This window comes from Streptomyces sp. NPDC059787 (genome assembly GCF_042732315.1).
Taxonomy (GTDB): Bacteria; Actinomycetota; Actinomycetes; order Streptomycetales; family Streptomycetaceae; genus Streptomyces; species Streptomyces atrovirens.
In genome coordinates this window covers 51,761-75,367 of the sequence record NZ_JBHWHX010000038.1, presented here as the reverse complement: position 1 = coordinate 75,367, position 23,607 = coordinate 51,761, and the positions used below count along the sequence as shown (strand labels likewise).

19 protein-coding genes are annotated in these 23,607 nt (G+C 71.8%); 7 read left to right on the top strand and 12 right to left on the bottom strand.

What is annotated here, in order from left to right:
* The 6 genes from ACFV5H_RS28825 to iolC all read right to left on the bottom strand — a co-directional run.
* Positions 1–460, bottom strand: a 460-nt coding sequence (locus ACFV5H_RS28825) for a chaplin (protein ID WP_385197924.1), incomplete at its 3' end; no start/stop codon positions are given.
* 152 nt (positions 461–612) lie between these two features.
* Positions 613–1,476, bottom strand: coding sequence for an ABC transporter permease (locus ACFV5H_RS28820; RefSeq protein WP_385047884.1), 864 nt, complete (start codon positions 1,474–1,476; stop codon positions 613–615).
* Positions 1,473–4,142: an alpha/beta fold hydrolase gene (locus ACFV5H_RS28815; protein ID WP_385197922.1), complete on the bottom strand. Its 2,670-nt coding sequence runs from the start codon at positions 4,140–4,142 to the stop codon at positions 1,473–1,475. Before ACFV5H_RS28815 ends, ACFV5H_RS28820 begins: the two co-directional genes overlap by 4 nt.
* Positions 4,143–4,279: 137 nt before the next feature.
* On the bottom strand, positions 4,280–5,224 hold the full coding sequence (gene bla, locus ACFV5H_RS28810) for a class A beta-lactamase (RefSeq protein WP_385197920.1): 945 nt from the start codon (positions 5,222–5,224) through the stop codon (positions 4,280–4,282).
* 139 nt (positions 5,225–5,363) lie between these two features.
* Positions 5,364–6,866 carry a CoA-acylating methylmalonate-semialdehyde dehydrogenase gene (gene mmsA / locus ACFV5H_RS28805; protein ID WP_385197918.1) on the bottom strand — a complete coding sequence of 501 codons (1,503 nt, stop codon included), beginning with the start codon at positions 6,864–6,866 and terminating at the stop codon, positions 5,364–5,366.
* A 346-nt stretch (positions 6,867–7,212) separates the two neighbouring features.
* Positions 7,213–8,163 carry a 5-dehydro-2-deoxygluconokinase gene (gene iolC, locus ACFV5H_RS28800; RefSeq protein WP_385197930.1) on the bottom strand — a complete coding sequence of 317 codons (951 nt, stop codon included), beginning with the start codon at positions 8,161–8,163 and terminating at the stop codon, positions 7,213–7,215.
* 403 nt (positions 8,164–8,566) lie between these two features.
* Between iolC and ACFV5H_RS28795 the strand changes: the two genes are divergently transcribed.
* Positions 8,567–8,767 carry a helix-turn-helix transcriptional regulator gene (locus tag ACFV5H_RS28795; RefSeq protein WP_385047873.1) on the top strand — a complete coding sequence of 67 codons (201 nt, stop codon included), beginning with the start codon at positions 8,567–8,569 and terminating at the stop codon, positions 8,765–8,767.
* Positions 8,768–8,769: 2 nt separating this feature from the next.
* Here ACFV5H_RS28795 and ACFV5H_RS28790 read toward each other — a convergent pair whose 3' ends face one another.
* Positions 8,770–9,816: a zinc-dependent alcohol dehydrogenase family protein gene (locus ACFV5H_RS28790; RefSeq protein WP_385047871.1), complete on the bottom strand. Its 1,047-nt coding sequence runs from the start codon at positions 9,814–9,816 to the stop codon at positions 8,770–8,772.
* A gap of 152 nt (positions 9,817–9,968) precedes the next feature.
* Between ACFV5H_RS28790 and ACFV5H_RS28785 the strand changes: the two genes are divergently transcribed.
* Positions 9,969–10,208, top strand: a complete 240-nt coding sequence (locus ACFV5H_RS28785; RefSeq protein WP_385047868.1) for a heavy-metal-associated domain-containing protein — start codon at positions 9,969–9,971, stop codon at positions 10,206–10,208.
* 101 nt (positions 10,209–10,309) lie between these two features.
* Positions 10,310–12,559, top strand: a complete 2,250-nt coding sequence (locus ACFV5H_RS28780; protein ID WP_385197916.1) for a heavy metal translocating P-type ATPase — start codon at positions 10,310–10,312, stop codon at positions 12,557–12,559.
* Between the two features lie 769 nt (positions 12,560–13,328).
* Here the strand turns inward: ACFV5H_RS28780 and ACFV5H_RS28775 are convergent.
* Both ACFV5H_RS28775 and ACFV5H_RS28770 read right to left on the bottom strand, forming a co-directional pair.
* Complete coding sequence (locus ACFV5H_RS28775; RefSeq protein WP_385057702.1) at positions 13,329–14,618, bottom strand: citrate synthase; 1,290 nt, start codon at positions 14,616–14,618, stop codon at positions 13,329–13,331.
* 219 nt (positions 14,619–14,837) lie between these two features.
* On the bottom strand, positions 14,838–17,126 hold the full coding sequence (locus ACFV5H_RS28770; protein ID WP_385197914.1) for an ATP-dependent RecD-like DNA helicase: 2,289 nt from the start codon (positions 17,124–17,126) through the stop codon (positions 14,838–14,840).
* A gap of 66 nt (positions 17,127–17,192) precedes the next feature.
* Between ACFV5H_RS28770 and ACFV5H_RS28765 the strand changes: the two genes are divergently transcribed.
* Positions 17,193–17,765 (top strand): Uma2 family endonuclease, encoded by a 573-nt coding sequence (locus tag ACFV5H_RS28765; protein ID WP_383609277.1) that lies wholly within the window; start codon positions 17,193–17,195, stop codon positions 17,763–17,765.
* Here the strand turns inward: ACFV5H_RS28765 and ACFV5H_RS28760 are convergent.
* Positions 17,762–17,947: a DUF397 domain-containing protein gene (locus tag ACFV5H_RS28760; RefSeq protein WP_385057698.1), complete on the bottom strand. Its 186-nt coding sequence runs from the start codon at positions 17,945–17,947 to the stop codon at positions 17,762–17,764. The two genes, ACFV5H_RS28765 and ACFV5H_RS28760, sit on opposite strands and share 4 nt — an antisense overlap.
* 6 nt (positions 17,948–17,953) lie before the next feature.
* Positions 17,954–18,790, bottom strand: coding sequence for a helix-turn-helix domain-containing protein (locus tag ACFV5H_RS28755; protein ID WP_385057696.1), 837 nt, complete (start codon positions 18,788–18,790; stop codon positions 17,954–17,956).
* A 217-nt stretch (positions 18,791–19,007) separates the two neighbouring features.
* On the opposite strand from ACFV5H_RS28755, the gene ACFV5H_RS28750 reads away from it, so the two are divergent.
* Positions 19,008–19,412, top strand: a complete 405-nt coding sequence (locus ACFV5H_RS28750) for an ATP-binding protein (protein WP_385197912.1) — start codon at positions 19,008–19,010, stop codon at positions 19,410–19,412.
* A gap of 59 nt (positions 19,413–19,471) precedes the next feature.
* Here ACFV5H_RS28750 and ACFV5H_RS28745 read toward each other — a convergent pair whose 3' ends face one another.
* The gene (locus tag ACFV5H_RS28745) at positions 19,472–20,101 is read right to left on the bottom strand and encodes a TetR/AcrR family transcriptional regulator C-terminal ligand-binding domain-containing protein (RefSeq protein WP_385197910.1); all 630 of its coding nucleotides are present in this window, start codon (positions 20,099–20,101) and stop codon (positions 19,472–19,474) included.
* 105 nt (positions 20,102–20,206) lie between these two features.
* Here ACFV5H_RS28745 and ACFV5H_RS28740 point away from each other — a divergent pair, with 105 nt between their 5' ends.
* Together ACFV5H_RS28740 and ACFV5H_RS28735 are read left to right on the top strand one after the other, a co-directional pair.
* Entirely contained in the window at positions 20,207–21,259 is a 1,053-nt protein-coding gene (locus ACFV5H_RS28740) for an aldo/keto reductase (protein WP_385197908.1), read from the top strand.
* A gap of 64 nt (positions 21,260–21,323) precedes the next feature.
* Positions 21,324–23,189, top strand: a complete 1,866-nt coding sequence (locus ACFV5H_RS28735; protein WP_385197906.1) for a hypothetical protein — start codon at positions 21,324–21,326, stop codon at positions 23,187–23,189.
* Positions 23,190–23,607 lie beyond the last annotated feature (418 nt).

The following is a 23,607-nucleotide window of genomic DNA, read 5'->3' as shown; positions in this document are numbered from 1 at the left end:
CGTTGACGCACGTGTTGTCGGGCCCCTTGTTGAACGCCCCGACCACGTCGACGCCGTTGCCGCACGCGTTCACCGGCGCGTGGACCGGTACCTGCACGTTGTTCCCGGACGCCAGTCCGGGCGAGCCCTTGGTGCCGCCGTCCGCGTGCGCACCGTCATCGGAGTGACCGTGCGAGCCGTCCTTGGACTTGTGCGAGCCGTCCTTGGACTTGTGGGAGCCGTTGACGCACGTGTTGTCGGGCCCCTTGTTGAACGCCCCGACCACGTCGACGCCGTTGCCGCACGCGTTCACCGGCGCGTGGACCGGTACCTGCACATTGTTCCCGGCCAGCGCACCGGAAGAGTCCTCGGCTTTGCCGGCCGCGTACGAGTCGGCGAGGGCGGGGGTTCCGTACAGGGACAGAATGCCCGTGGCGGCGGCGGCCGCCACGAACACTCCCCTGCTCAGGGTCTGTCGCAATGTGGTTGTCTTCCTGCTTGAAGAAATGGGAGCGGCCACGCGTTCTGGCCCTCCGCTGCCGCATGGCCTACTCCTTCATCAACCCGACTCGGCGGAATCGGTTGCGCAGGTTCACCCGGTTGGACCGCGCCGCGGGAGCGCGGTCCGGGGCGTCAGGACACCACGTCCTTGCGGACGAACCCGCGGAACGCCAGCGCGAACAGCACCAGCGCGTACGTCACGGACACCGACGCGCCCTGGACCATGCCGGACCACTCCGGGGTCGGCTGGACGGCGTCCGCCCAGGCGAACTGCCAGTGCGCGGGCAGGAAGTGACGCCAGTCGCCGAGGGCGGTGACGGCGTCCAGGACGTTGCCGACGATGGTCAGGCCGACCGCGCCGCCGACCGCGCCCAGCGGGGCGTCGGTGCGGGTGGACAGCCAGAACGCGAGCCCGGCGGTGACGAGCTGCGACACGAACAGGTACGCCACGACCACCACGAGCCGCTGCGCCGCCGTCCCCGGATCGAGCGCACCGCCGGTGGGGATCTGCAGCGGGCCCCAGCCGTAGGCGGCCGTGCCGACGACGAGCGCCACCACCGGCAGCAGCACCATCGCCGCCAGGCTCAGCCCCAGTCCGACGATCAGCTTGGACCACAGCAGCCGCATCCGGGGCACCGGCGCGGCGAGCAGATAGCGCAGTGAGGACCAGCCGGCCTCCGAGGCGACCGTGTCCCCGCAGAACAGGGCGACGGGGATGACCAGCAGGAAGCCCGCGGACACGAACAGGTTCACGGCGGCGAAGTTGGCGCCGGAGGCGGTGGCCGTGTCCATCAGGTTCACCCGGCCGCCCGGACGGTCGGGCTCGCCGCCGATCGCGAAGGCGACCACCAGCACGAACGGCAGGACGGCGAGGATCGCGCCCATCACGAGGGTGCGGCGGCGCTTGAGCTGGCGGACCAGCTCGACCCGGAGGGGCAGGGTGCGGCCCGCGCGGTAGCCGGCGGCGACCTCGGCGCGCTCGGTGAGCGTGCTCATGCGGAACCTCCGATCAGGGTGAGGAAGGCGTCTTCGAGGCGGCGGTGCGGGCCCACCGACGCCACGGGCACCTCCAGCCGGACCAGTTCGGCGACCAGGCGCGGGGCGGTGCCGTCGGCGTCGAGCCGGACCAGCAGCCCCTCGTCGGTGCGTACGGCCGAGGCGACGCCCGGCAGGGCGGCGATCTTCTCGGCGACCGGCTCGTCCACGGGCTCCTCCGTCCCGACGAGCAGGGTGTCGCCGGAGCCGACGATCTCCCGCACCTGACCGGCCTGGACGAGCCGCCCGCGGTCCATCACCACGAGGTGGGTGCAGGACTGCTCGACCTCCGACAGCAGATGGCTGGAGACGATCACCGTGCGTCCGGCCGCCGCGTACCGGATCATCACCTCGCGCATCTCGCGGATCTGCGGCGGGTCGAGTCCGTTGGTCGGTTCGTCGAGGATGAGCAGGTCCGGAAGGCCGAGCATGGCCTGGGCGATGGCGAGGCGCTGGCGCATGCCCTGGGAGTAGGTGCGCACCGCGCGGGCGAGCGCGTCACCGAGCCCGGCGATCTCCAGGGCCTCCTCCAGGTGCGCGTCCTCGGCCGGACGTCCCGTGGCCCGCCAGTACAGCTCCAGGTTCTCCCGCCCGGACAGGTGCGGCAGGAAGCCCGCGCCCTCGACGAAGGCGCCGACCCGGGACAGCACGGGGGCGCCGGGGCGGATGGCGTGACCGAAGACGCGGATCTCGCCGCCGTCGGGCTTGATGAGGCCCATCAGCATGCGCAGGGTGGTCGTCTTGCCCGCGCCGTTCGGCCCGAGCAGGCCGAGCACCTGCCCCTTCTCCACCCGGAAGGACAGGTCCCGCACGGCGTACCGGTCCGAGGAGCGGGCGTACCGCTTGCTCAGGCCGGTGATCTGGAGCGGTACGTCGGCCAGTTCCGGGTCGGGCGCCGGGGCGGTGGTACGACGGCGGCCGGTGAACAACAGCCCGAGGGCGATCAGGGCACCGGCGGCCGGCAGCCACACCACCCACGCGGGCAGCGGGGCCGCGGCGGTGGTCACGCCGGGGGCGGTGGGCACCGTGAGGTCGCTCTTCAGGGAGACGGTGTACGTCGCCGGGGCGGCCGGGGAGGCGTAGCCGAGGTCGGTGGAGGCGAGGACGAGGCGCAGCCGGTGCCCCTTCTGCACCTCGTGGTCGACGGCGGGGAGGGTGAGCGTCACGTCCTTGCCGGACTCGGCGTCCTCGACGCGGACGGGCGCGACGAGCTGCGAGGGCAGCACCTGCTGCCGTCCGTCCGGGCCGACGTCGTACACCTTGCCGAAGAGGACGGCGTCCTCGCCGGTCGACTTCACGTGCACGGTGACGGTCGGCGATCCGGTGATCCGCAGATCACTGCCGACCGGGGCGGACTCGAAGCGGGCGTACTGGCCCGGGAAGTCCAGGGAGATGCCGACGCCGAGCGAGGAGAGCTGGGCGAGTCCGCCGGAGCCGCCGAGGCCGGGCAGGGAGGAGATCGCGGGCGGGCTGGCGCCGGCCGGGTTGGCGAAGCTCTGTTCGCGTCCGGTGAGGGGGAAGGACCGGCCGCCGTTCGTCAGCCCCGGGTAGGTGTCGGAGCTCGCGCCGTTCAGCACGGCCTCACCGTCGGTGGAGTCGACGCCTCCGGTGCGGGTGACGCGGAAGGCGGGGCCGGTGTCGGCGTTCTCGTCGTCCTTCAGATACCGGTCGAACCAGGTCCGTACGCGCTGCCGCACGCGGTCCGTCTCCGGGTCGCCGCCGTCGTGGCCGCCCGCGATCCAGTCGACGTCGACCGGGGCGCCGTTGGCGCGGATCGCCTCGGCGGCGGCGTCGGCCTGGCCGAGCGGGAAGAGGGAGTCGGTCTGCCCCTGCATCAGGAGCGTGGGCACGTCGATGCGGTCGGCGACGGCGGACGGCGAACGCGCCTCGAGCAGCTCGCGCGCCTCGGCGTCCGGGACGCCGGACTCGGCGACCCGCTGGTACATCGCGCACAGCGCGGGCTCGAACTTCTCGCATCCGCCGCCGGAGTTGACGAAGACACCGGCCCACAGCCTCTTGAAGACGCCGTTCGGGAAGAGCGCGTCGGCGAGGTCGAAGTAGGTGATCGCCGGGGCGATGGCGTCGACCCGGTCGTCGTACCCGGCGCCGAGCAGGGCGATGGCACCCCCGTACGAGCCGCCGGCCATTCCCACCCGCGGGTCGCCGCCCTTGTCGAGCTCGACCTCGGGCCGCTCCGCCAGCCAGTCGATCAGCCGGGAGACGTCGGCGACCTCGCCCTCCGGGTCGTTCAGCCCGATCTTCCCGGTGGACCCCCCGAAGCCCCGCGCGGACCACGTCAGCACCGCGTATCCGTCCCGCGCGAGGTCCTCGGCCTGCTCCCGCACGTCGTCCTTGCTGCCGCCGAAGCCGTGCCCGAGCAGTACGGCGGGCCGACGCCCGCCGGGCCCGGCGGTGAAGAACGAGGTGTCGATGCGCACCCCGTCGCCCACGCTCATGACCCGGTCGGCGCGGCGGACCGCGGGCGCGTCGTCGGAGGCGACGGCACTCCACGTACCGGCGCCGGCGAGCACGACGACGGCGGCCGCGGCGGCGACGGTCCGTCGCGGCCACCGTGACAGCGGCCGTCGTGACCGCGGCCACCGCGATCCGGGCAGTCGAAGATCCATGCGTCAACGGTACGGGGTCAACCTGTCGTCGAGATGTCGACCGCAGACCGAACCCGGGCACCTCCCGCAGGCGTACGGGAGGGCCGCCGCGTACCGCGTCCGTGGTACGCGGCCGCGTACGACGCGCGTTGTGGCGGTCACTGTCGGGTGAGCGCTCCGGCCAGCAGTGCGGCGGTCTCGGCGATCAGCGGGTTGTCGGGCGCGGCATCGGGCTCGCGCTTCGTCGTGAGGACCGCCATGACGAGGGGCGCGCGCCCCGGGGGCCGGACGACGCCCACGTCGTGGTTGGTCCCGTACTTCCCGCCGGCGGTCTTCTCCGCGACGGTCCAGTCGGAGGGCAGACCGGCCCGGAGTTTCGCGTCACCCGTGGTGTTGGCCAGCAGCCAGCCGGTGAGCCGCTCGCGGTCCTCGGGTGCGAGCGCGGTGCCGAGCGTCAGGCGTGCGTAGGTCCGTCCGACGGCGTACGGCGTGGTGGTGTCCGTCATCCGCCACGGTTCGGCGGAGTTCAGCTCGGGCTCCCACCGGTCGAGCCGCGTCGTCCGGTCCCCGACGGACCGGCAGAACCGGGTGACCGCGGCCGGCCCTCCCAGCTCCCGGAGCAGGAGGTTCCCGGCGGTGTTGTCGCTGTGGGAGACCGCGGCGGCGCAGAGCTCCGCGACGGTCATGCCCGAGGCGAGGTTCCCGGGCTCGCCGGTGACCGGTGCGTACCCGGAGTCCGTGACGTCCTCCTCGGTGTACCGGATCCGCTCGGCCAGGAACTCCCCGTCACGGTCGAGGTCGCGCAGTACGGCGGCGACGGCCAGTGGCTTGAAGAGCGAGCACATGGGGAAACGCTCGTCCGCGCGGTACCGCACGGTCCGGCCGGTGGCGGTGTCGCGGGCGTGGACGCCCAGCCGGGCGGAGTGCCGCTGTTCGAGTTCCCTCAGCCGGCGCGCGATCGCACCACCGGCCCCGCTGTCGCCGTCCGGCGCCGAGGCGTGGGCGCTCCCGCTCATGGGCAGGGCGGTGGCCAGTGCCACGCCGGTTCCCCAGGCGAGCACCTTGCGCCGGGACGCGGGCTGCCGTGTGCTGTCCAAGTTCATCCTCTCCTCCGGTCAAGATCTCGGACAAGAGGACCACCTGTCCGGATCGTTCGGTTCCGGGGGAGGTGTGGAGGAGGGCCGGCCGGGACCGTGGAGGCGGGCACGGTCCCGGTCGGCCGGGGTGACGGTTCGCGCGGGCTCAGTGGTTGCGCGGGAAGCCCAGGTCGACGCCGGCGGGGGCGTCCGCCGGGTCGGGCCAGCGGGTGGTGACGACCTTGCCGCGGGTGTAGAAGTGCGTGCCGTCGTTGCCGTAGATGTGGTGGTCGCCGAAGAGGGAGTCCTTCCAGCCGCCGAAGGAGTGGTAGCCGACGGGGACCGGGATCGGGACGTTCACGCCGACCATGCCGGCCTCGACCTCCAGCTGGAAGCGGCGGGCGGCGCCGCCGTCGCGGGTGAAGATCGCGGTGCCGTTGCCGAAGGGGGAGCTGTTGATGAGGTCCAGGGCTTCTTCGTAGGTCTCCGTGCGCAGGACGCAGAGGACCGGGCCGAAGATCTCGTCCTGGTAGGCCTTCGCCGTGGTCGGCACCTTGTCGAGGAGGGAGATGCCGATCCAGTGGCCGTTCTCGTGGCCGTCCACCGTGTAGCCGGTGCCGTCCAGGACGACCTCGGCGCCCTCGTCCGCCGCGCCGGCCACGTAGGAGGCGACCTTGTCGCGGTGGACCTTGGTGATCAGCGGGCCCATCTCGGAGGCGGGGTCGTCGCCGGGGCCGATCTTGATCTTCTCGGCGCGCTCGCGGATCTTCTCCACCAGCGTGTCGCCGATCGCGCCGACGGCGACGACCGCGGAGATCGCCATGCAGCGCTCGCCGGCCGAGCCGTAGGCCGCGGAGACGGCCGCGTCAGCCGCCGCGTCGAGGTCGGCGTCGGGGAGGACCAGCATGTGGTTCTTGGCGCCGCCGAGGGCCTGGACGCGCTTGCCGTTCGCGGAGGCGGTGGTGTGGATGTAGCGGGCGATCGGGGTGGAGCCGACGAAGGAGACCGCCTTGACGTCGGGGTGGGCCAGGAGGCGGTCGACGGCCACCTTGTCGCCGTGGACGACGTTGAACACGCCGTCGGGGAGACCGGCCTCGGAGAGGAGTTCGGCGAGGCGGATCGAGGCCGACGGGTCCTTCTCGCTCGGCTTCAGCACGAACGTGTTGCCGCAGGCGATGGCGATGGGGAACATCCACATCGGCACCATCGCCGGGAAGTTGAACGGCGTGATGCCGACGACGACGCCCAGCGGCTGGCGGATGGACGACACGTCGACGCGGCTGGCGACCTGTGTGGACAGCTCGCCCTTGAGCTGCACGCTGATGCCGCAGGCCAGGTCGACGATCTCCAGGCCGCGCGCCACCTCGCCGAGCGCGTCGGAGTGCACCTTGCCGTGCTCGGCGGTGATCAGCTCGGCGATCTCGTCGCGGTGGGCGTCGAGCAGCGCGCGGAACCGGAAGAGGACGGTGGTGCGGGTGGCGAGCGAGGACTGGCCCCAGCTCAGGTACGCCTCCTTGGCGGCGGCGACGGCGGCGTCGACCTCCTCGACGGAGGCGAACGCGACCTTCGTGGTGACCTCGCCGGTCGCCGGGTCCGTCACCGGGCCGTAGGTACCCGAGGCGCCTTCGGCGGTCCTGCCGCCGATCCAGTGGTTGACGACCTTCGTCATGACCGAGAACTCCTTCACAGATGGCGGCGACGGGTGGAGACGTGCCGTTCGTACAGCTCGTGCGGCCCGACCGCGGGCGGACACGCCGCGGCCTCGGCCACGGCTCCATCCCACCAGGGCCGGGCTGCCGGACGGGCCCGACACAGTGTCGGCCGTTTCGGTTCCCGCATAGACATGTGGGACTGCGGCGGAACCTCCGGCGCGGGGCCGCGGCGGGCGGGGAGTCGTCGCTCGCACTTCGCTCCTGCCAAAGCGAAGCGGCCTCCCGCGCCGGAGGCGATCGGTGGGGTGGTGCCTGTGGTGCCCGTGGTGCCCGTGTCGGCGCACCGGGGGACGTACGGGACGGTCATGTGACGGCTCCCGCGGCAAGTGCCGCGTCGATCTCGTCGGGGGTGGGCATCGCGGAGGAGCACTCCAGACGGGAGGCGACGATGGCCCCGGCGGCGTTGGCGTGCCGCATGGTCTTCTCCAGGTCCCAGCCGGCCAGCAGGCCGTGGCAGAGCGAGCCGCCGAACGCGTCGCCGGCGCCCAGGCCGTTGAGGACGGTCACCGGGAGCGGCGGGACCTCGGCCGACCGGCCGTCGCGGTCCATGGCCAGGACGCCCTTCGGGCCCTGCTTGACCACCGCCGTCTCCACTCCGGCGGCGAGCAGGGCGCGGGCTGCGGCGTGCGGTTCGCGCTCCCCGGTGGCGACCTCCACCTCGTCCAGGTTGCCGACGGCGACCGTGGTGTGGCGCAGGGCCTCGCGGTAGAAGGGGCGGGCGGCGTCGGGGTCGGTCCAGAACATGGGGCGCCAGTCGAGGTCGAACACCGTGGTGTGGGACCTGGCGCGGTGGGCGAGGGCGGCGAGGGTGGCGGTGCGGCTGGGTTCCTCGCTCAGGCCGGTGCCGGTGACCCAGAAGACGCTCGCGTCGCGGATGGCGTCCAGGTCGAGTTCGTGGGCGTCGATCTCCAGGTCGGGGGCCTTGGGCCGGCGGTAGAAGTAGAGCGGGAAGTCGTCCGGCGGGAAGACCTCGCAGAAGGTGACCGGGGTGGGCAGGCCGGGGACGGGGGTGACCCAGCGGTCGTCGACGCCGAAGTCGCGCAGCGCCTCGTGGAGATAGGTGCCGAAGGGGTCGTCGCCGGTGCGGGTGATCACGGCGGTACGGCGGCCGAGGCGGGCGGCGGCGACCGCGACGTTGGTCGCCGAGCCGCCGAGGAACTTGCCGAAGGACGTGACCTGCGGCAGCGGTACGCCCGTCTGGAGCGGATAGAGGTCCACCCCGATCCGCCCCATGGTGATCACGTCGTACGCCATCGCGTCCCCTTCGTACGGCTCCACGCCCGTGTGGTCCTCCCCGGTTTCTAGCCCCGGTCACGAAGCCCTGTCAATGTTTTGTCCGGACATTCGGACGAGACTTTGTCGAGTCCTGCCCGGCTCCGCTGCCGCGAGGTCCGGGCCGGCTGCCGCGGGGGAAGTCAACACGCCCCGCCGACGGACCGGCGTGCGCCTGTGTGGCATCCCTGTCACAAACACTCCCGTACCGTCACGGGCGTCACACGTGCGCGGGCCTTCCGTCACACCCGGCGCACAACCCCTGCCCTGCCGCCGACGGGCCTCGTTCACCGGGCACAACGCATGCCTGATCACCAGCGCACGCCCGGCTCCCCCTGACGGCCGCCCCCGGCCGTCGCCGTGGTGCGCGCGGGGAGGTGCCACCATGACCGACCGATCGCTGTGGTCCTACAAGGACATCGCGGCCCACATCAAGGTGCAGCCGGACACCGTTCGCTCGTATCGCAAGCACGGGCTGCTGCCCCCGCCCGACCATGTGGAGGCGGGCAAGCCCTACTGGTACGCCGACACCGTCCGGGTGTGGGTCGCCTCCCGTCCGGGCAACCGGGGACGCGGCGACGGCTGAGGTCAGCTCCAGGGTTCGATGACGGTCACGCCCGCTCCCGCCGCCGCCCCGCCCATGGCCGCGAGGGCGGGCGGGGCGGCGTCCAGGGCGATGGTGGAGGTCACCAGCAGATCGGGGCGGAGCACTCCGGCGCGGACCAGTTCCAGCATCGGGGGATAGGTGTGCGCGGCCATACCGTGGCTGCCGAGGAGTTCGAGTTCGAGGGCGATGGCGCGGGCCATGGGGACGGGTGTGGTGCCCGTCGGCGAGGGCAGCAGGCCGACCTGGACGTGGCGGCCCCGGCGGCGCAGGCCGTTCACCGAGGCGGCGCAGGTGGCGGGTGCGCCGAGGGCGTCCAGGGAGAGGTGGGCGCCGCCGCCGGTGAGGTCGCGGACCGCCCCGGCGGGGTCCCGCACGGCCGCGGCGTCCACACATTCCGCGGCGCCGAACCTCCGTGCCAGGTCGAGGGCCCCCGGTGACACGTCGACGGCGACGACACGCGCACCGGCCGCCGCGGCGATCATCACCGCCGACAGGCCCACCCCGCCGCAGCCGTGCACGGCCACCCACTCCCCCGCCGCCACCCGGCCCCGCTGCACCACCGCGCGGTAGGCCGTGGCGAAGCGGCAGCCGAGCGAGGCGGCCGTCGCGAAGGACATCCCGTCGGGGACCGCGACGAGGTTCACGTCGGCGTGGTCCAGCGCCACGTACTGGGCGAAGGAGCCCCAGTGGGTGAAGCCGGGCTGGGTCTGGCGCTCGCACACCTGCTGGTCGCCGGCCGCGCAGGCGGGGCAGGAACCGCAGGCGCAGACGAAGGGGACGGTGACCCGGTCCCCGGCGCGCCAGCCGGCGACCCGGGCACCGACGGCCTCGACCGTCCCGGCGAGTTCGTGGCCGGGGACGTGCGGGAGGGCGATGTCCGGGTCGTGGCCCTGCCAGCCGTGCCAGTCGCTGCGGCACAGGCCGGTGGCCTCGACGCGGACCACGACCCCGTGCTCCGCGGGCTCCGGGTCCGCGACCTCCCGCACCTCGGCCGGTTCCCCGTACCGCTCGAACACCACCGCCCGCATGACCCGTCCCGCCTTCCGCTCGGCCCGATCGTCGTGGATTTATACCCCCTAGGGGTATAGTCTGGGTGGCAGGAGGGGCTCGAGGTCCCCCGTGACCCGCGTGGGCCCGCACCGCCCCACCCATCATCCACACCTCGACGAGGAGCAACGACATGACCTCCCAGACCGACACCCAGGGCTCCGTCACCACCGTCTACAAGGTGAGCGGGATGAGCTGCGGGCACTGCGAGGGCGCCGTCTCCGGCGAGATCTCCCGGCTCCCCGGTGTCAGCTCGGTGCAGGCGGTCGCCTCCTCCGGCGAGGTGACCGTCGTCTCCGCGGCCCCGCTCGACGAGGAGGCCGTCCGCGCCGCCGTCGACGAGGCCGGTTTCGAGCTGGCGGGCAAGGCCTGAACCTCCGCGCGGCGTGAACCGGGCCGTACCGGCCACCCGTTCCCTGCGGCCCGGCACGCCACCGCCCCGGAGCCCCGGACTTCGTCCCTGGAGATACGGACATGACCAGCACCACCGCCCCCGAGGCACCGGCCGCCGGGCAGCCGGCCCTCTCGGAGGTCGAGCTGCTCATCGGCGGGATGACCTGCGCCTCCTGCGCGGCCCGCGTCGAGAAGAAGCTCAACCGCATGGACGGCGTCACCGCCACGGTGAACTACGCGACGGAGAAGGCCCGGATCACCTGCCCGCCGGGCACCGAGGTCGCCGACCTGATCGCCACGGTGGTGCGGACCGGGTACACCGCCGAGGAACCCGCGCCTCCGCGGGCGGAGAAGGACGAGACGTCCGCCGCGGAAGCCGACCCCGAACCGGCCGCCCTGCGCCGCCGCCTCACCGTCTCCGCGCTCCTCGCCCTCCCCGTCGTCCTGCTGGCGATGGTCCCGCCCCTGCAGTTCGACAACTGGCAGTGGCTCTCTCTCACCCTCGCCGCGCCCGTCGTGGTCTGGGGCGCCGCCCCCTTCCACCGGGCCGCCTGGACCAACCTCCGGCACGGCGCGGCCACCATGGACACGCTGGTCTCCGTCGGCACGCTCGCCGCGTTCGGCTGGTCCCTGTGGGCGCTGTTCCTCGGCGACGCGGGCATGCCCGGCATGCGGCACCCCTTCGAACTCACCGTCGCCCGCACCGACGGCGCCTCCACGATCTACCTGGAGGTCGCCGCGGGTGTCACCGCGTTCATCCTGCTCGGCCGCTATCTGGAGGCCCGCTCCAAGCGCCGCGCGGGAGCGGCCCTGCGGGCACTGATGGAGCTGGGCGCCAAGGACGTGGCCGTACTCCGCGACGGAGGGGAGGTGCGGATCCCGGCGGAGCGGCTGGCCGTGGGCGACCGGTTCGTCGTACGGCCCGGGGAGAAGATCGCCACCGACGGCACGGTCCTCGAGGGCGTCTCCGCCGTGGACGCGTCCATGCTGACCGGCGAGTCCGTCCCGGTGGACGTCACCGTCGGCGACACCGTCACCGGCGCCACGGTCAACGCGGGCGGACGGCTCGTCGTCGAGGCGACCCGGATCGGCGCCGACACGCGGCTCGCGCGGATGGCGAAGCTGGTCGAGGAGGCGCAGAACGGCAAGGCGCAGGTGCAGCGCCTCGCCGACCGGATCTCCGGGGTCTTCGTCCCCGTGGTGCTGCTGATCGCGGCCGGCACCTTCGGGACGTGGCTCGGCGCGACCGGTGACACCGTCGCCGCGTTCACCGCCGCCGTCGCCGTCCTGATCATCGCCTGCCCCTGCGCCCTCGGGCTCGCCACGCCGACCGCGCTGATGGTCGGCACCGGGCGCGGCGCCCAGCTCGGCATCCTCATCAAGGGCCCCGAGGTCCTGGAGTCCACCCGCCGCGTCGACACCGTCGTCCTCGACAAGACCGGCACCGTCACCACCGGCCGCATGACCCTGCTCGCCGTGCACACCGCCGACGGCACCGAGGAGAGCGAGGTGCTGCGCCTCGCGGGCGCCCTGGAACACGCCTCCGAGCACCCGATCGCCCGGGCGATCGCCGCGGGCGCCGAGGAACGTACTGGCGCGTTGCCGGAGGCCGAGCACTTCGAGAACGTACCCGGCCGGGGCGTACGCGGGCGCGTGGAGGGCCACGAGGTGGCCGTGGGACGCCTCTTCGACGAGGTGCCGCCGGAGCTGGCCCGGGCCAGGGAGGAGGCCGAGCGGGACGGGCGTACGGCCGTCGTGGCCGGCTGGGACGGGGTGGCGCGCGGTGTCCTCGCGGTCGCCGACGCCGTGAAGGGGACCAGCGCCGAGGCGGTGCGCGAGCTGCGCGCACTCGGGCTCACGCCGGTGCTGCTGACCGGTGACAACCGGACCGTCGCCGAGGCGGTGGCGCGGACCGTGGGCATCGACCGGGTGATCGCCGAGGTGCTGCCCGAGGACAAGGCCGACGTCGTACGACGGCTGCAGGGCGAGGGGCGCAGTGTCGCCATGGTCGGCGACGGCGTCAACGACGCGGCCGCGCTGGCCGTCGCCGATCTGGGTCTCGCCCTGGGCACCGGCACGGACGCGGCGATCGAGGCGGGCGATCTGACCCTGGTCCGCGGTGACCTGCGAGTGGCGGCGGACGCGATACGGCTGTCCCGCAGGACACTCGGCACGATCAAGGGCAATCTGGTGTGGGCCTTCGGCTACAACGTGGCCGCGCTGCCGCTGGCCGCGGCCGGGCTGCTGAACCCGATGCTCGCCGGCGCGGCGATGGCGTTCTCGTCCGTTTTCGTGGTGACGAACAGCCTGCGGCTGCGGGCGTTTCATTGAGGTCTCAAGTTGGGGTGTACCCCTGTCGTCCGGTACGACCCTCACATAAGCTCTTCACAAGGCTCGCGCATCATCCTTACGCTTGGGTCCCGTGAGCGGTTTGCGGGCTCTTGCGCACCTTGAGGGGATATGCAAGAGACGCAGATCACAGTGATCTGAACGTAACCATCGAAGGGGTTCGAAGGTCTAAGTTGGCGATGTCGGGCAGCGTCTTGGGGGGCGCTTCCTGACATCTGGGGAATGTCTTGGGGGACTTTTCCCGGAGATTGCGTTGCCGGGGCACGTACCCAGCGGGGAGCTTTGAGCGGCCCTCCCGAACGTGCGCTGTCCCGGCAGACCGCACACACCGACGAGTGCGGCGGGTTCAGGTCCGTCCGCACTCGCACAGCGATTCAGGCGCTGTCCTCACAGACGCCCGGCCGGATCCCGTGGGGGGAATCCGCACCGGGACATGGGAAGGCGCCCCGGCTCGGCGGCCCGTGGGGGGACCGTCGGCCGGGGCGCCTTCTTCCTTGCTGCCGTACGTCACGCCGATGGGCGCGGTCTTCCGTGCGGCTTGCGGCTTGCGGCTTGCGGCTTGCGGCTTGCGGCTTGGCAGCATGCCTGAAGGGGCGCGGGGCCGTGTCGACATGCGGCTCCGCCGCGTGGGCGCTGCCGGCCACAGACCGGCCGGCAGCCGCCCACACCCCTTCAGCGACGAGCTACTGGGCGCTCAGCGCACCCCCACCGGCCGGTGCCGGGCGCACATCGAACGCCCCACCGGCAGGTGTCAGCGCTTCTCGACCGGAACGAAGTCGCGCTCGACGACGCCCGTGTAGATCTGGCGCGGGCGGCCGATGCGGGAACCCGGCTCCTTGATCATCTCGTGCCACTGGGCGATCCAGCCCGGAAGGCGGCCGAGGGCGAACAGGACCGTGAACATCTCGGTCGGGAAGCCCATGGCCCGGTAGATCAGACCGGTGTAGAAGTCGACGTTCGGGTAGAGGCTGCGCGAGACGAAGTAGTCGTCGGAGAGCGCGTGCTCCTCCAGCTTCAGCGCGATGTCCAGCAGCTCGTCGGACTTGCCGAGGGCGGACAGCACGTCGTGCGCGGCAGCCTTGATGATCTTGGCGCGCGGGTCGAAGTTCTTGTAGACCCGGTGGCCGAAGCCCATCAGGCGGACGCCGTCCTCCTTGTTCTTCACCTTGCGGATGAAGGAGTCGACGTCGCCGCCGTCGGCCCGGATGCCCTCCAGCATCTCCAGCACCGACTGGTTGGCACCGCCGTGCAGCGGGCCCCACAGGGCGGAGATGCCCGCGGAGATCGAGGCGAACATGTTCGCCTGCGAGGAGCCGACCAGGCGCACGGTGGAGGTCGAACAGTTCTGCTCGTGGTCCGCGTGCAGGATGAGCAGCTTGTCCAGGGCGGCCACGACGACCGGGTCGAGCTCGTAGTCCTGCGCGGGGACCGAGAACGTCATGCGCAGGAAGTTCTCGACGTAGCCGAGGTCGTTGCGCGGGTAGACGAACGGGTGGCCGACCGACTTCTTGTACGCGTAGGCCGCGATCGTCGGAAGCTTGGCGAGCAGCCGGATGGTGGAGAGGTTGCGCTGCTGCTCGTCGAACGGGTTGTGGCTGTCCTGGTAGAACGTCGACAGCGCGGAGACGACCGACGACAGCATGGCCATCGGGTGGGCGTCACGCGGGAAGCCCTTGTAGAAGTTCTTGACGTCCTCGTGCAGCAGGGTGTGCTGCGTGATCTCGCCCTTGAACGCGGAGAGCTCTTCGACGGTCGGCAGCTCGCCGTTGATCAGCAGGTAGGCGACCTCCAGGAAGGTGGAGCGCTCGGCCAGCTGCTCGATCGGGTAGCCGCGGTACCGGAGGATGCCGGCCTCGCCGTCCAGGTAGGTCACCCCGGATTTATAGGCGGCGGTGTTGCCGTAACCGCTGTCCAGTGTCACCAGACCGGTCTGCGCGCGGAGCTTCCCGATGTCGAAGCCCTTGTCGCCGACGGTGCTGTCGATCACCGGGTAGGTGTACTCGCTGCCGTCGTACCGCAGTACTACAGAGTTGTCGCTCACGTCTTCCCTCACCGACCTAGTGCCTCATCTTCGAGGTGCCCTGACTGTCTCCACCATCCCCCACTCGGCGCAGGAGAGTGCACTCGGGGTCGACCATCGGGCCTATCGGCGGCACTGAGTGCCGCCAACTTGCCCATCCTGCCCCCTGTGTCCCCTGTCCGGAAGGGCTCTGTGACCTTCGTGACTCATTTGATCGATCATTTTTTGATGACGGACCGCTCACAGGGGTGACGCGGGGGCCGAGAGGCGGGAGCCGGCGAGGCGGAAGTCCAGCGCCGTGCACCGGCGGCCCGCCGAGACCGTGCGCACCGCCTGTCCGATCGCCTTGCGGGAGCCGACGAGGACGACCAGCCGCTTGGCCCGGGTGACCGCCGTGTAGAGCAGGTTGCGCTGGAGCATCATCCAGGCGCCCGTGGTCACCGGGATGACGACCGCCGGGTACTCGCTGCCCTGGGAACGGTGGATGGTCACGGCGTAGGCGTGCGCCAGCTCGTCCAGTTCGTCGAACTCGTACGGCACCTCCTCGTCCTCGTCGGTCAGCACCGTCAGACGCTGGTCGACCGGGTCGAGGGCGGTGACCACGCCCACGGTGCCGTTGAAGACACCGTTCTCCCCCTTCTCGTAATTGTTGCGGATCTGGGTCACCTTGTCGCCGACGCGGAAGACCCGGCCGCCGAACCGCTTCTCGGCGAGGTCGGGGCGGCCGGGGGTGATGGCCTGCTGGAGCAGCCCGTTGAGCGTGCCCGCGCCGGCCGGGCCCCGGTGCATGGGGGCGAGGACCTGCACGTCACGGCGGGGGTCGAGGCCGAACTTCGCCGGGATGCGCCGGGCGGCGACGTCGACGGTGAGCCGGCCGGCCTCCTCGGTGTCGTCCTCGACGAAGAGGAAGAAGTCCTTCATGCCGTCGGTGACGGGATGCTGCCCCGCGTTGATCCGGTGCGCGTTGGTCACCACGCCGGACTGCTGGGCCTGGCGGAAGACACGGGTGAGCCGGACGGCGGGGACGGGGCTGCCGTCGGCGAGGAGGTCCCGGAGCACCTCCCCCGCGCCGACGCTGGGGAGCTGGTCGACGTCCCCGACGAAGAGCAGATGGGCACCCGGCGGTACGGCCTTGACCAGCTTGTTCGCGAGGAGGAGGTCCAGCATGGACGCCTCGTCGACCACCACCAGGTCGGCGTCGAGCGGGCGGTCCCGGTCGTAGGCCGCGTCGCCGCCGGGCTTGAGCTCCAGCAGGCGGTGGACGGTGGAGGCCTCGGCTCCGGTCAGCTCGGCGAGGCGCTTGGCGGCGCGGCCGGTCGGGGCGGCGAGGACGACCTTGGCCTTCTTGGCGCGGGCCAGCTCCACGATCGACCGAACGGTGAAGGACTTGCCGCAGCCGGGACCGCCGGTCAGTACGGCGACCTTCTCGCTCAGCGCCAGCTTGACGGCGGCCTCCTGCTCGGGGGCGAGGTCGGTGCCGGTACGCCCCTTCAGCCAGCCGAGCGCCTTGTCCCAGGCCACGTCCCGGAAGGCCGGCATCCGGTCCTCGTCGGTACGGAGCAGGCGCTGCAACTGGGCGGAGAGGGCCAGTTCGGCGCGGTGGAAGGGGACGAGGTAGACGGCGGTGACGGGATCGCCGCCCTGCGGGTCGGGCACCTTCTCGCGTACGACACCGGGGTCTTCCCCTTCCTCGGGCTCGGCGGCGAGTTCGGCCAGGCACTCGATGACGAGGCCGGTGTCCACCTGGAGCAGCTTCACCGCGTCGGCGATCAGCTTCTCCTCGGGGAGGTAGCAGTGCCCCTGGTCGGTGGCCTGCGAGAGGGCGTACTGCAGGCCGGCCTTCACCCGGTCGGGGCTGTCGTGCGGGATGCCGACGGACTGGGCGATCTTGTCGGCGGTGAGGAAGCCGATGCCCCAGACGTCGGCGGCGAGGCGGTAGGGCTGGTTCTTCACGACGGAGATCGAGGCGTCGCCGTACTTCTTGTAGATGCGCACGGCGATGGAGGTGGAGACCTCGACGGCCTGGAGGAAGAGCATGACCTCCTTGATCGCCTTCTGCTCCTCCCAGGCGTCGGCGATCTTCTTGGTCCGCTTGGGGCCGAGCCCGGGGACCTCGATGAGGCGCTTGGGCTCCTCCTCGATGATCGTGAGGGTGTCGATGCCGAAGTGCTGCGTGATGCGGTCGGCGAAGACGGGGCCGATGCCCTTGACGAGGCCGGAGCCGAGGTAGCGGCGGATGCCCTGCACGGTGGCGGGGAGCACGGTCGTGTAGTTCTCGACGAGGAACTGCTTCCCGTACTGCGGGTGCGACCCCCAGCGCCCCTCCATCCGCAGCGACTCCCCGACCTGGGCGCCGAGCAGCGCGCCGACGACGGTGAGCAGGTCACCGGCGCCCCTGCCGGTGTCGACCCGGGCGACCGTGTAGCCGTTCTCCTCGTTGGCGTACGTGATGCGCTCCAGGACGCCTTCGAGGGTGGCGAGCCGGCGTTCACCGGGGGCCGCGGAGGGTCGGGCGGACTGGTTGGGCATGATCCGACGGTACCGCCGGGGACTGACAGGGCGGCCGGAGAGTCGCCCCCTCAGTACTCTGGGCTCATGGACTACGCCAAGATGCGCGCCATCGCCGCGGAGCTCGGGGCCTACTCGGAGCAGCTCGAGGGGTCGTGGAGTGTCGAGATCGGGCCGTCCGGTCCGATACTGGCGATGATGTGCCCGTCGAAGCGCCACGAGGGGACTGTCCGCCGCATCTGCAAGCAGTTGGACGCGCAACTGCCCCGCACCCACCCCGGTCACATCTGCGCGAACGGACCCGAGATCGAGCACCCGGCCATCGGACGCATGCGCCGGCCCGATGCCGTCGTGATCCCCGAGGCCACCCTCGACGAGGAGGGCCTGGCCGTCGACGCGACGCAGGTGCTGGCCGCTGTCGAGATCGTCTCGCCGTCCAACCCGAGCAACGACTACGACGAGAAATTGGCCGACTATCCGGCCATGGGCATCCCGCACTACATGATCGTCGACCCGCGCACCGGCACGATCGAGGTGCACTCCGAGCCGTGCAAGGGCCGCTACAGCAACAAGGAGCCGTACATCTTCGGCGACTCGGTGCCGTTCGGGCCGTGGACGGTGGAGACGTCGGAGTTCCGCAGGTACGGCAGGGACGGTTAACGGCGCGGCTGTGACTTGAGGTCTTCGAGGAAGGGAGCGAAGGCCTCCGGCGGGAAGGTGAGGGTGGCTCGGGTGGGGGCCTTGGAGTCGCGGACGGTTACGTGGGTGGGCGACGTGGCTATCTCTACGCATTCGTTGCCGTCGCCCGGGCCCGAGTGGGACGACTTGCGCCAGTTGTCCATGGGGTCTCAGAACTCCTTCGCCAAGCTGTGGATGAAATCCCGCGACTGTCCGGGATCGAGTGCCGCAGCCTTCACCTTAAGAAGAGTTGTTCGATAGGTGTCGAGCTGAGCCTCGGAATCGATGAAGGCCGAGCCGTGCAGCGCGTCACGGACCACTGTGTCGAGTTTGGGCAGGGGGCCGCCCACGTACGCCATCGTGCTGGAGGCGTCGGCGAAACCGTCCAGGTCGAAGGGGATGACGCGCACGGTGATGTGTTCCGCCTCGGAGAGCTCCAGAAGCCGCGCGAGTTGAGCTTTGGAGGTGGCACGGTCACTGACTCTGATACGGAGCGCCGCTTCGTGGATCACCGCTTCGTAAGGAATGGCGAACCTCTGGCGCGCCTTGCGATGCTGGATGCGCAACTCCATTTCCTCGGAAGTCAGTTCCGGCAGCCGGGCGGAGAAGACGGCACGTGAGTAGTCCTCCGTCTGGAGCAGTCCCGGCACATAGAGGATCGCCACGTGGCGGAGGAACCGGGCGTGGTGCTCCAGCTCGGACAGGTCCAGGAACGACGTGGGCAGAGAGCCCCGGTACTCCTCCCACCAACCGTTCGTCCGTTCGACGGCCATCGCGACGAGGGCGTCGATGAACTCCCCATCGGTGCAGGCGTAGTGGGAGGCGAGGCGGCGGACTCGCTGCTCGCTCACGCCCGCGAGCGCGGACTCGATGTGGGTGATCTGCGCGGGGGCCACACCCAACAGCGCGGCTGCTTGACCGGAGTTGAGTCCCGCTGCCTCGCGGAGTCTGCGCAGTTCGGTCGCCAGTCGCACCTGTCGTGCCGTCGGTTCGCGCCTCTTCACCATCGACTGGCCCTCTTCACAAGTCTGTTGGTGCAACTCGTTCGGCTTCAGATTACGCGATCGACTTGCAGCGTCCCTAAATTTAGATCTACTTTCAGTGACGCGACGCACACCGTGCGACACCGGCCCGCCGGAAGCGCACCGCTCCGTCCTGCCATGGCGGCTGCGGCAATGACACCGGGGCCACCTCCAACCCCCCGCACCCGAAACGGAGTTCCGCATGCCCGAAAACGAACCGTGGGAGTACTCCCTGTACATCCCCCACGACCTCCGCGCCGTCACCGTCAGCCGCCGCACTCTCCGCCTGATCCTGACCGTGCACGGACTGATCCGCCTCGTCGACGTCGCCGAACTCCTCGCCACCGAGCTGGTCTCCAACGCCGTACGGCACACCAAGGGCCCCGCCGGCCTGCGCGTGCGCTGGTCGCCGCCGGGGACGTTGCGGATCGGGGCGTGGGACGCGGACCCCCAACCGCCCGAGCCGCCGAGGCCGTTCGAAGACGAGACGGAGGACGGGCGGGGGCTGGCACTGGTGCGGGCCTGTGCCGACGTGTGGGGGTGGCAGCCGCCGGCCAGACAGGGCAGCCGGGGCAAGTACGTGTGGTGCGAGCTGTCGGCGGCCTGACGCGCGGCCGGGACACACGGCTTGTCCGTACAGGGCTTCCCGCGCGTGCTCGACCCCCGTCACGTACGGCCTTCGCCGCCCCGCGCATACGCTCCCGCACGCGCCGCGGCCACCGCGGCCTCGGCGGCCCGGTCCGCGGCCGCTTCGTCGAGGGGGGCGCCGGTGGTCAGCAGGCGGTAGTAGAGGGGGGCGGAGACGGCGCGGATCACCTCGTGGGCGTCGGTGCCTTCGGGGACCTCGCCCCGGTCGACGGCCTGCTGGACGCAGGGCGCCCACTCCTCGACGCGGACCTCGTAGAAGCGGCGCAGGGCCTCGGCCGTCCTCGCCTCGCAGGTGGCGGCGGCGATCACCGCCTTGAACAGCGCTCCCTGCCGCGGGTCGGACAAGGTGCGCCGCACGAGCCGGGCGTTGGCCTTGAGGTCACCGAGCAGCGAGCCGGTCTCGGTACGCGGCAGCGACTGCTCGGCCATGTCCAGCAGCAGATCGGCCACCAGGCCGGTCGCCGTCCCCCAGCGCCGGTAGACGGTGGTCTTGCCCACCTCGGCACGGCGCGCGACGTCGGCGAGGTCCAGGTGGGCGAAGCCGTGCTCCGCCAAGGCGTCCCCGGCCGCCCGCAGCACCGACGCCCGCACCCGCGCCGTGCGCCCACCAGGACGGACGGTCCCCGGATCCGCACCCTCGAACTCCATAACGGGACTCCAGTTCCATTAATCACTCACACCTGCTACGTTGAGGCCCACACTAACGGAACTCCAGACCCGTTAGCCAGGCAGTGTGACGAGAGAGGAACAGCCATGGAGTACAGGCGGCTGGGCGCGTCCGGCCTCAAGGTCCCCGCACTGAGCTTCGGCGCCGGCACCTTCGGCGGCCGGGGACCGCTGTTCGGCGCCTGGGGCACCACGGACGCGCGGGAGGCGCGACGTCTCGTGGACATCTGCCTCGACGCCGGGATCACCATGTTCGACACCGCCGACGTCTACTCCGGCGGGGCCTCCGAGGAGGTGCTGGGCGAAGCGATCAAGGGCCGCAGGGACCAGGTGATCGTGTCCACCAAGACCGGCCTGCCGATGGGCGACGGCCCCGGCGACGCGGGCACCTCCCGCTCGCGTCTGATCACCGCGTGCGAGGACGCCCTGCGCCGGCTCGGCACCGACCACATCGACCTGTTCCAGCTGCACGCCTACGACGCCGGGGCGCCGGTCGAGGAAGTCCTGTCCGCGCTCGACGATCTCGTACGGGCGGGGAAGGTCCGCTACCTCGGCATCTCCAACTTCTCCGGCTGGCAGGCGATGAAGTCCCTCGCGAGCGCGGAGAGGTACGGCCGTCCGCGCTATGTGGCACACCAGGTCTACTACTCGCTCGTCGGGCGCGACTACGAATGGGAGCTGATGCCCCTCGGGCTCGACCAGGGACTCGGAGCCCTCGTCTGGAGCCCGCTCGGCTGGGGACGGCTCACCGGCAGGATCCGCCGCGGCCGGCCGCTCCCGGCCGGCAGCCGACTGCACCGCACCGCGGACTACGGCCCGCCGGTCGAGGACGAACACCTCCACCGCGTGGTCGACGCCCTCGACGAGGTCGCGCGGGAGACCGGCAGGAGCATTCCGCAGATCGCCCTCAACTGGCTGCTACGGCGGCCGACCGTCTCCTCCGTCATCATCGGCGCCCGCGACGAGCACCAGCTCCGCCAGAACCTCGGCGCCGTCGGCTGGACGCTCACGCCCGACCAGACGGCGAGACTCGACGCGGCGAGCGCCAGGACGGTGCCCTACCCGTACTTCCCCTACCAGCGCCAGGAAGGCTTCGCCCGCCTCAACCCGCCCGTCGTCGCGCCTCCGCCCGCCGCGTGAGGACCGGCGCTGTCGGTGGTGTTCCGTAGGGTCGGCGCACCTGATCAGCGAAGGAGCGTCGACCATGAAGTCCCCGGCCGAACTGGACGCCGTCCAGTGGCAGACACTGACCCACGCCTATGGCCCGGCCGTGGACGTGCCCGACCTGATCAGGGCGCTCCATCAGGGCGATGACACGACCGTCGACGAAGCCGTTCACGAGCTGTACGGGAACATCCACCACCAGGGCACGGTGTACTCGGCGTCGGCGCCCGCCGTTCCCTTCCTCGCGCACGCCGCCCGGCACGTTCCCGGCAGGCGCACCGAGTTGCTGATGCTGCTGGCGACGCTCGCCGACCACTCCCCCTCGGACACCGGGTCACCGCACTGGCCGCTCAGCCCGGTCGCCGAGGTCTGCGCGGAGCTGTGCCGGGTGCTTCCGGAGCTGCTGCCCTGTCTGACGGACACCGAGCGGTCGGTGCGCCGGGCGGCGCTCCGCGTGGTCGCGGCCGTGGCGGACACGCTCCCCGCCGGGCTGTGGGCCTCCGTCGAGGAGCAGGTGGGCGAGCTGTACTCCGGTGACGCGGTCCCGGCGGTACGGGCCGACGCACTGGTCGTCCTGAACCGGAGCGGGCGGGAACCGCTGCCCTTCGACAGCGCGTGGTCCGAGGTCAGGCTGGCGGCGGCCACACTCGCCGCCGAGCGGTCCGGCCCGCCGTACCCGGCGGAGCTGGTGACGGTGCTCGCCGAGGACGGGGCCGAACCCGATCCCGGGGAGGACGACTTCCCGTGGCCGGGCACCGACACCCCGGAGTCCCACCTCGCCGGGCTGCTGACCGACGACCCGGACGCCGCCCTCGCCGTGGCGGCCCACTGGATCGACGCGGGCGACCTGGGCTCACGCGGATCGTGGCTGGCCCGGGAGATCACGGAGGTCTGGCGCGACCGGGAGCCGGAGGTGCTGGATCTCCTGCTCGCAGCCCTGCCCCACCAGCGGGACACCCGCTCACTCGTCCACACGCTGGACGTCATCGGTCGCTGGGTCGGCCGTCTGCCCGAGCCCGGCGACGAGCTCCGGGACACGCTGTACGACCACGCCCGTACGGACGGGGAGACCGCACGGCCTGCCCTCCTCGCCCTGGTCCGGTCAGGTGACCCGCGCGCCCTGGAGCTGCTCCTGCGCCGCCCTGACGCCGAGGCGGTCCGAGCCGCGGCGACGGCCTTCCCGGAGGCGGGGGACGAGCTCACGGCGGTGATCCGCCAGGAATTGTCGGCGGGTGCCACCGGGAACGCGGCCAACGCCTTGATCGCAGCGCTGGAACCGCTCGGCGCTTCCGCCCTGCAGGCCAGGCCCGAACTGGTGGAATGTCTCCGGACCCGCCGGGCGGCCGTCGCCGCCGCCCGGCAACTCGGCCTGACCGGCATCCTGACCGGGGAGGTCCCTTCCGTCCTGCGGGAGGCCGGACGGAGCAGCGACGCCCCACTGCGAGCCGAGGCGGCCGTCGCCCGCTACCGGCTGACCGGTGACCCCGCCCCGGCGCTTCACGCCTTCGAGGAGCTGCTCTCGGCGGCGCAGGGCCCGACACACTGGCACCTGGGCCGCCTCCGGCCCCTCGGCCGCGCCGCCGCGCCCCTGCTCCCCCTCGTCGAGCCGATGCTGACGGCGCGACACGAGTGGACGCGGGCGACCGCGGCCGAGGCGCACCACTGGATCACCGGTTCCCCGGACGACGCCGTCCCCGTCCTCGCCGAACTGGCCGGTCCCAGCCCGGTCGGTCTTCACGCCCTCAAGGCCCTCGCCGCCATCGGCCGGACCCCCGAGGAGCTGCGCCCGACCCTCCGGGCCTGCGCCTTCTCCCCGCGCCGCCTGCTCGGCGACTCCCCCTTCTCCGAGGACCACGAGGACGAGGAACTCCGCGCGGCCGCCTGGAGCTTGCTCACTCTCTCCTGAAAATCGGGAGCATCTCGGCCCACGGTGTTCACATCCCGCTCGTCTGAGCGCGCAAGTTACATCCACCCGCCGGATGCTCACCCTTTTCAACGAGGTGAGGTGGCGCGAGCCTCCGGGAGATCCTGTCCCGTGGTGTCGTCGGGTTGTTCGGGAGCCACAGTTCCAGCGGCAGGAGCCGGGACCTGGCCGGTCAGCGGAGTGCCGGCCGGGGCGGCCTGCGGGCCGGTGCGCCCGTGGACGGTGACGCCGACGAGCCCGGGACGCCCGGAGGAATCCCAGGAGTGCGCGGTCGCACCGCTCGCGTCGAACCGGTCGGACTCCAGGATTCACCGGCCGAGCCGTTCCCACGGCGGCCCACAGGAGTACCGGCCTCGGCGGGCTGCCGGTTTTTCGTCCGGTGTGGCCGACACCTGCCGCG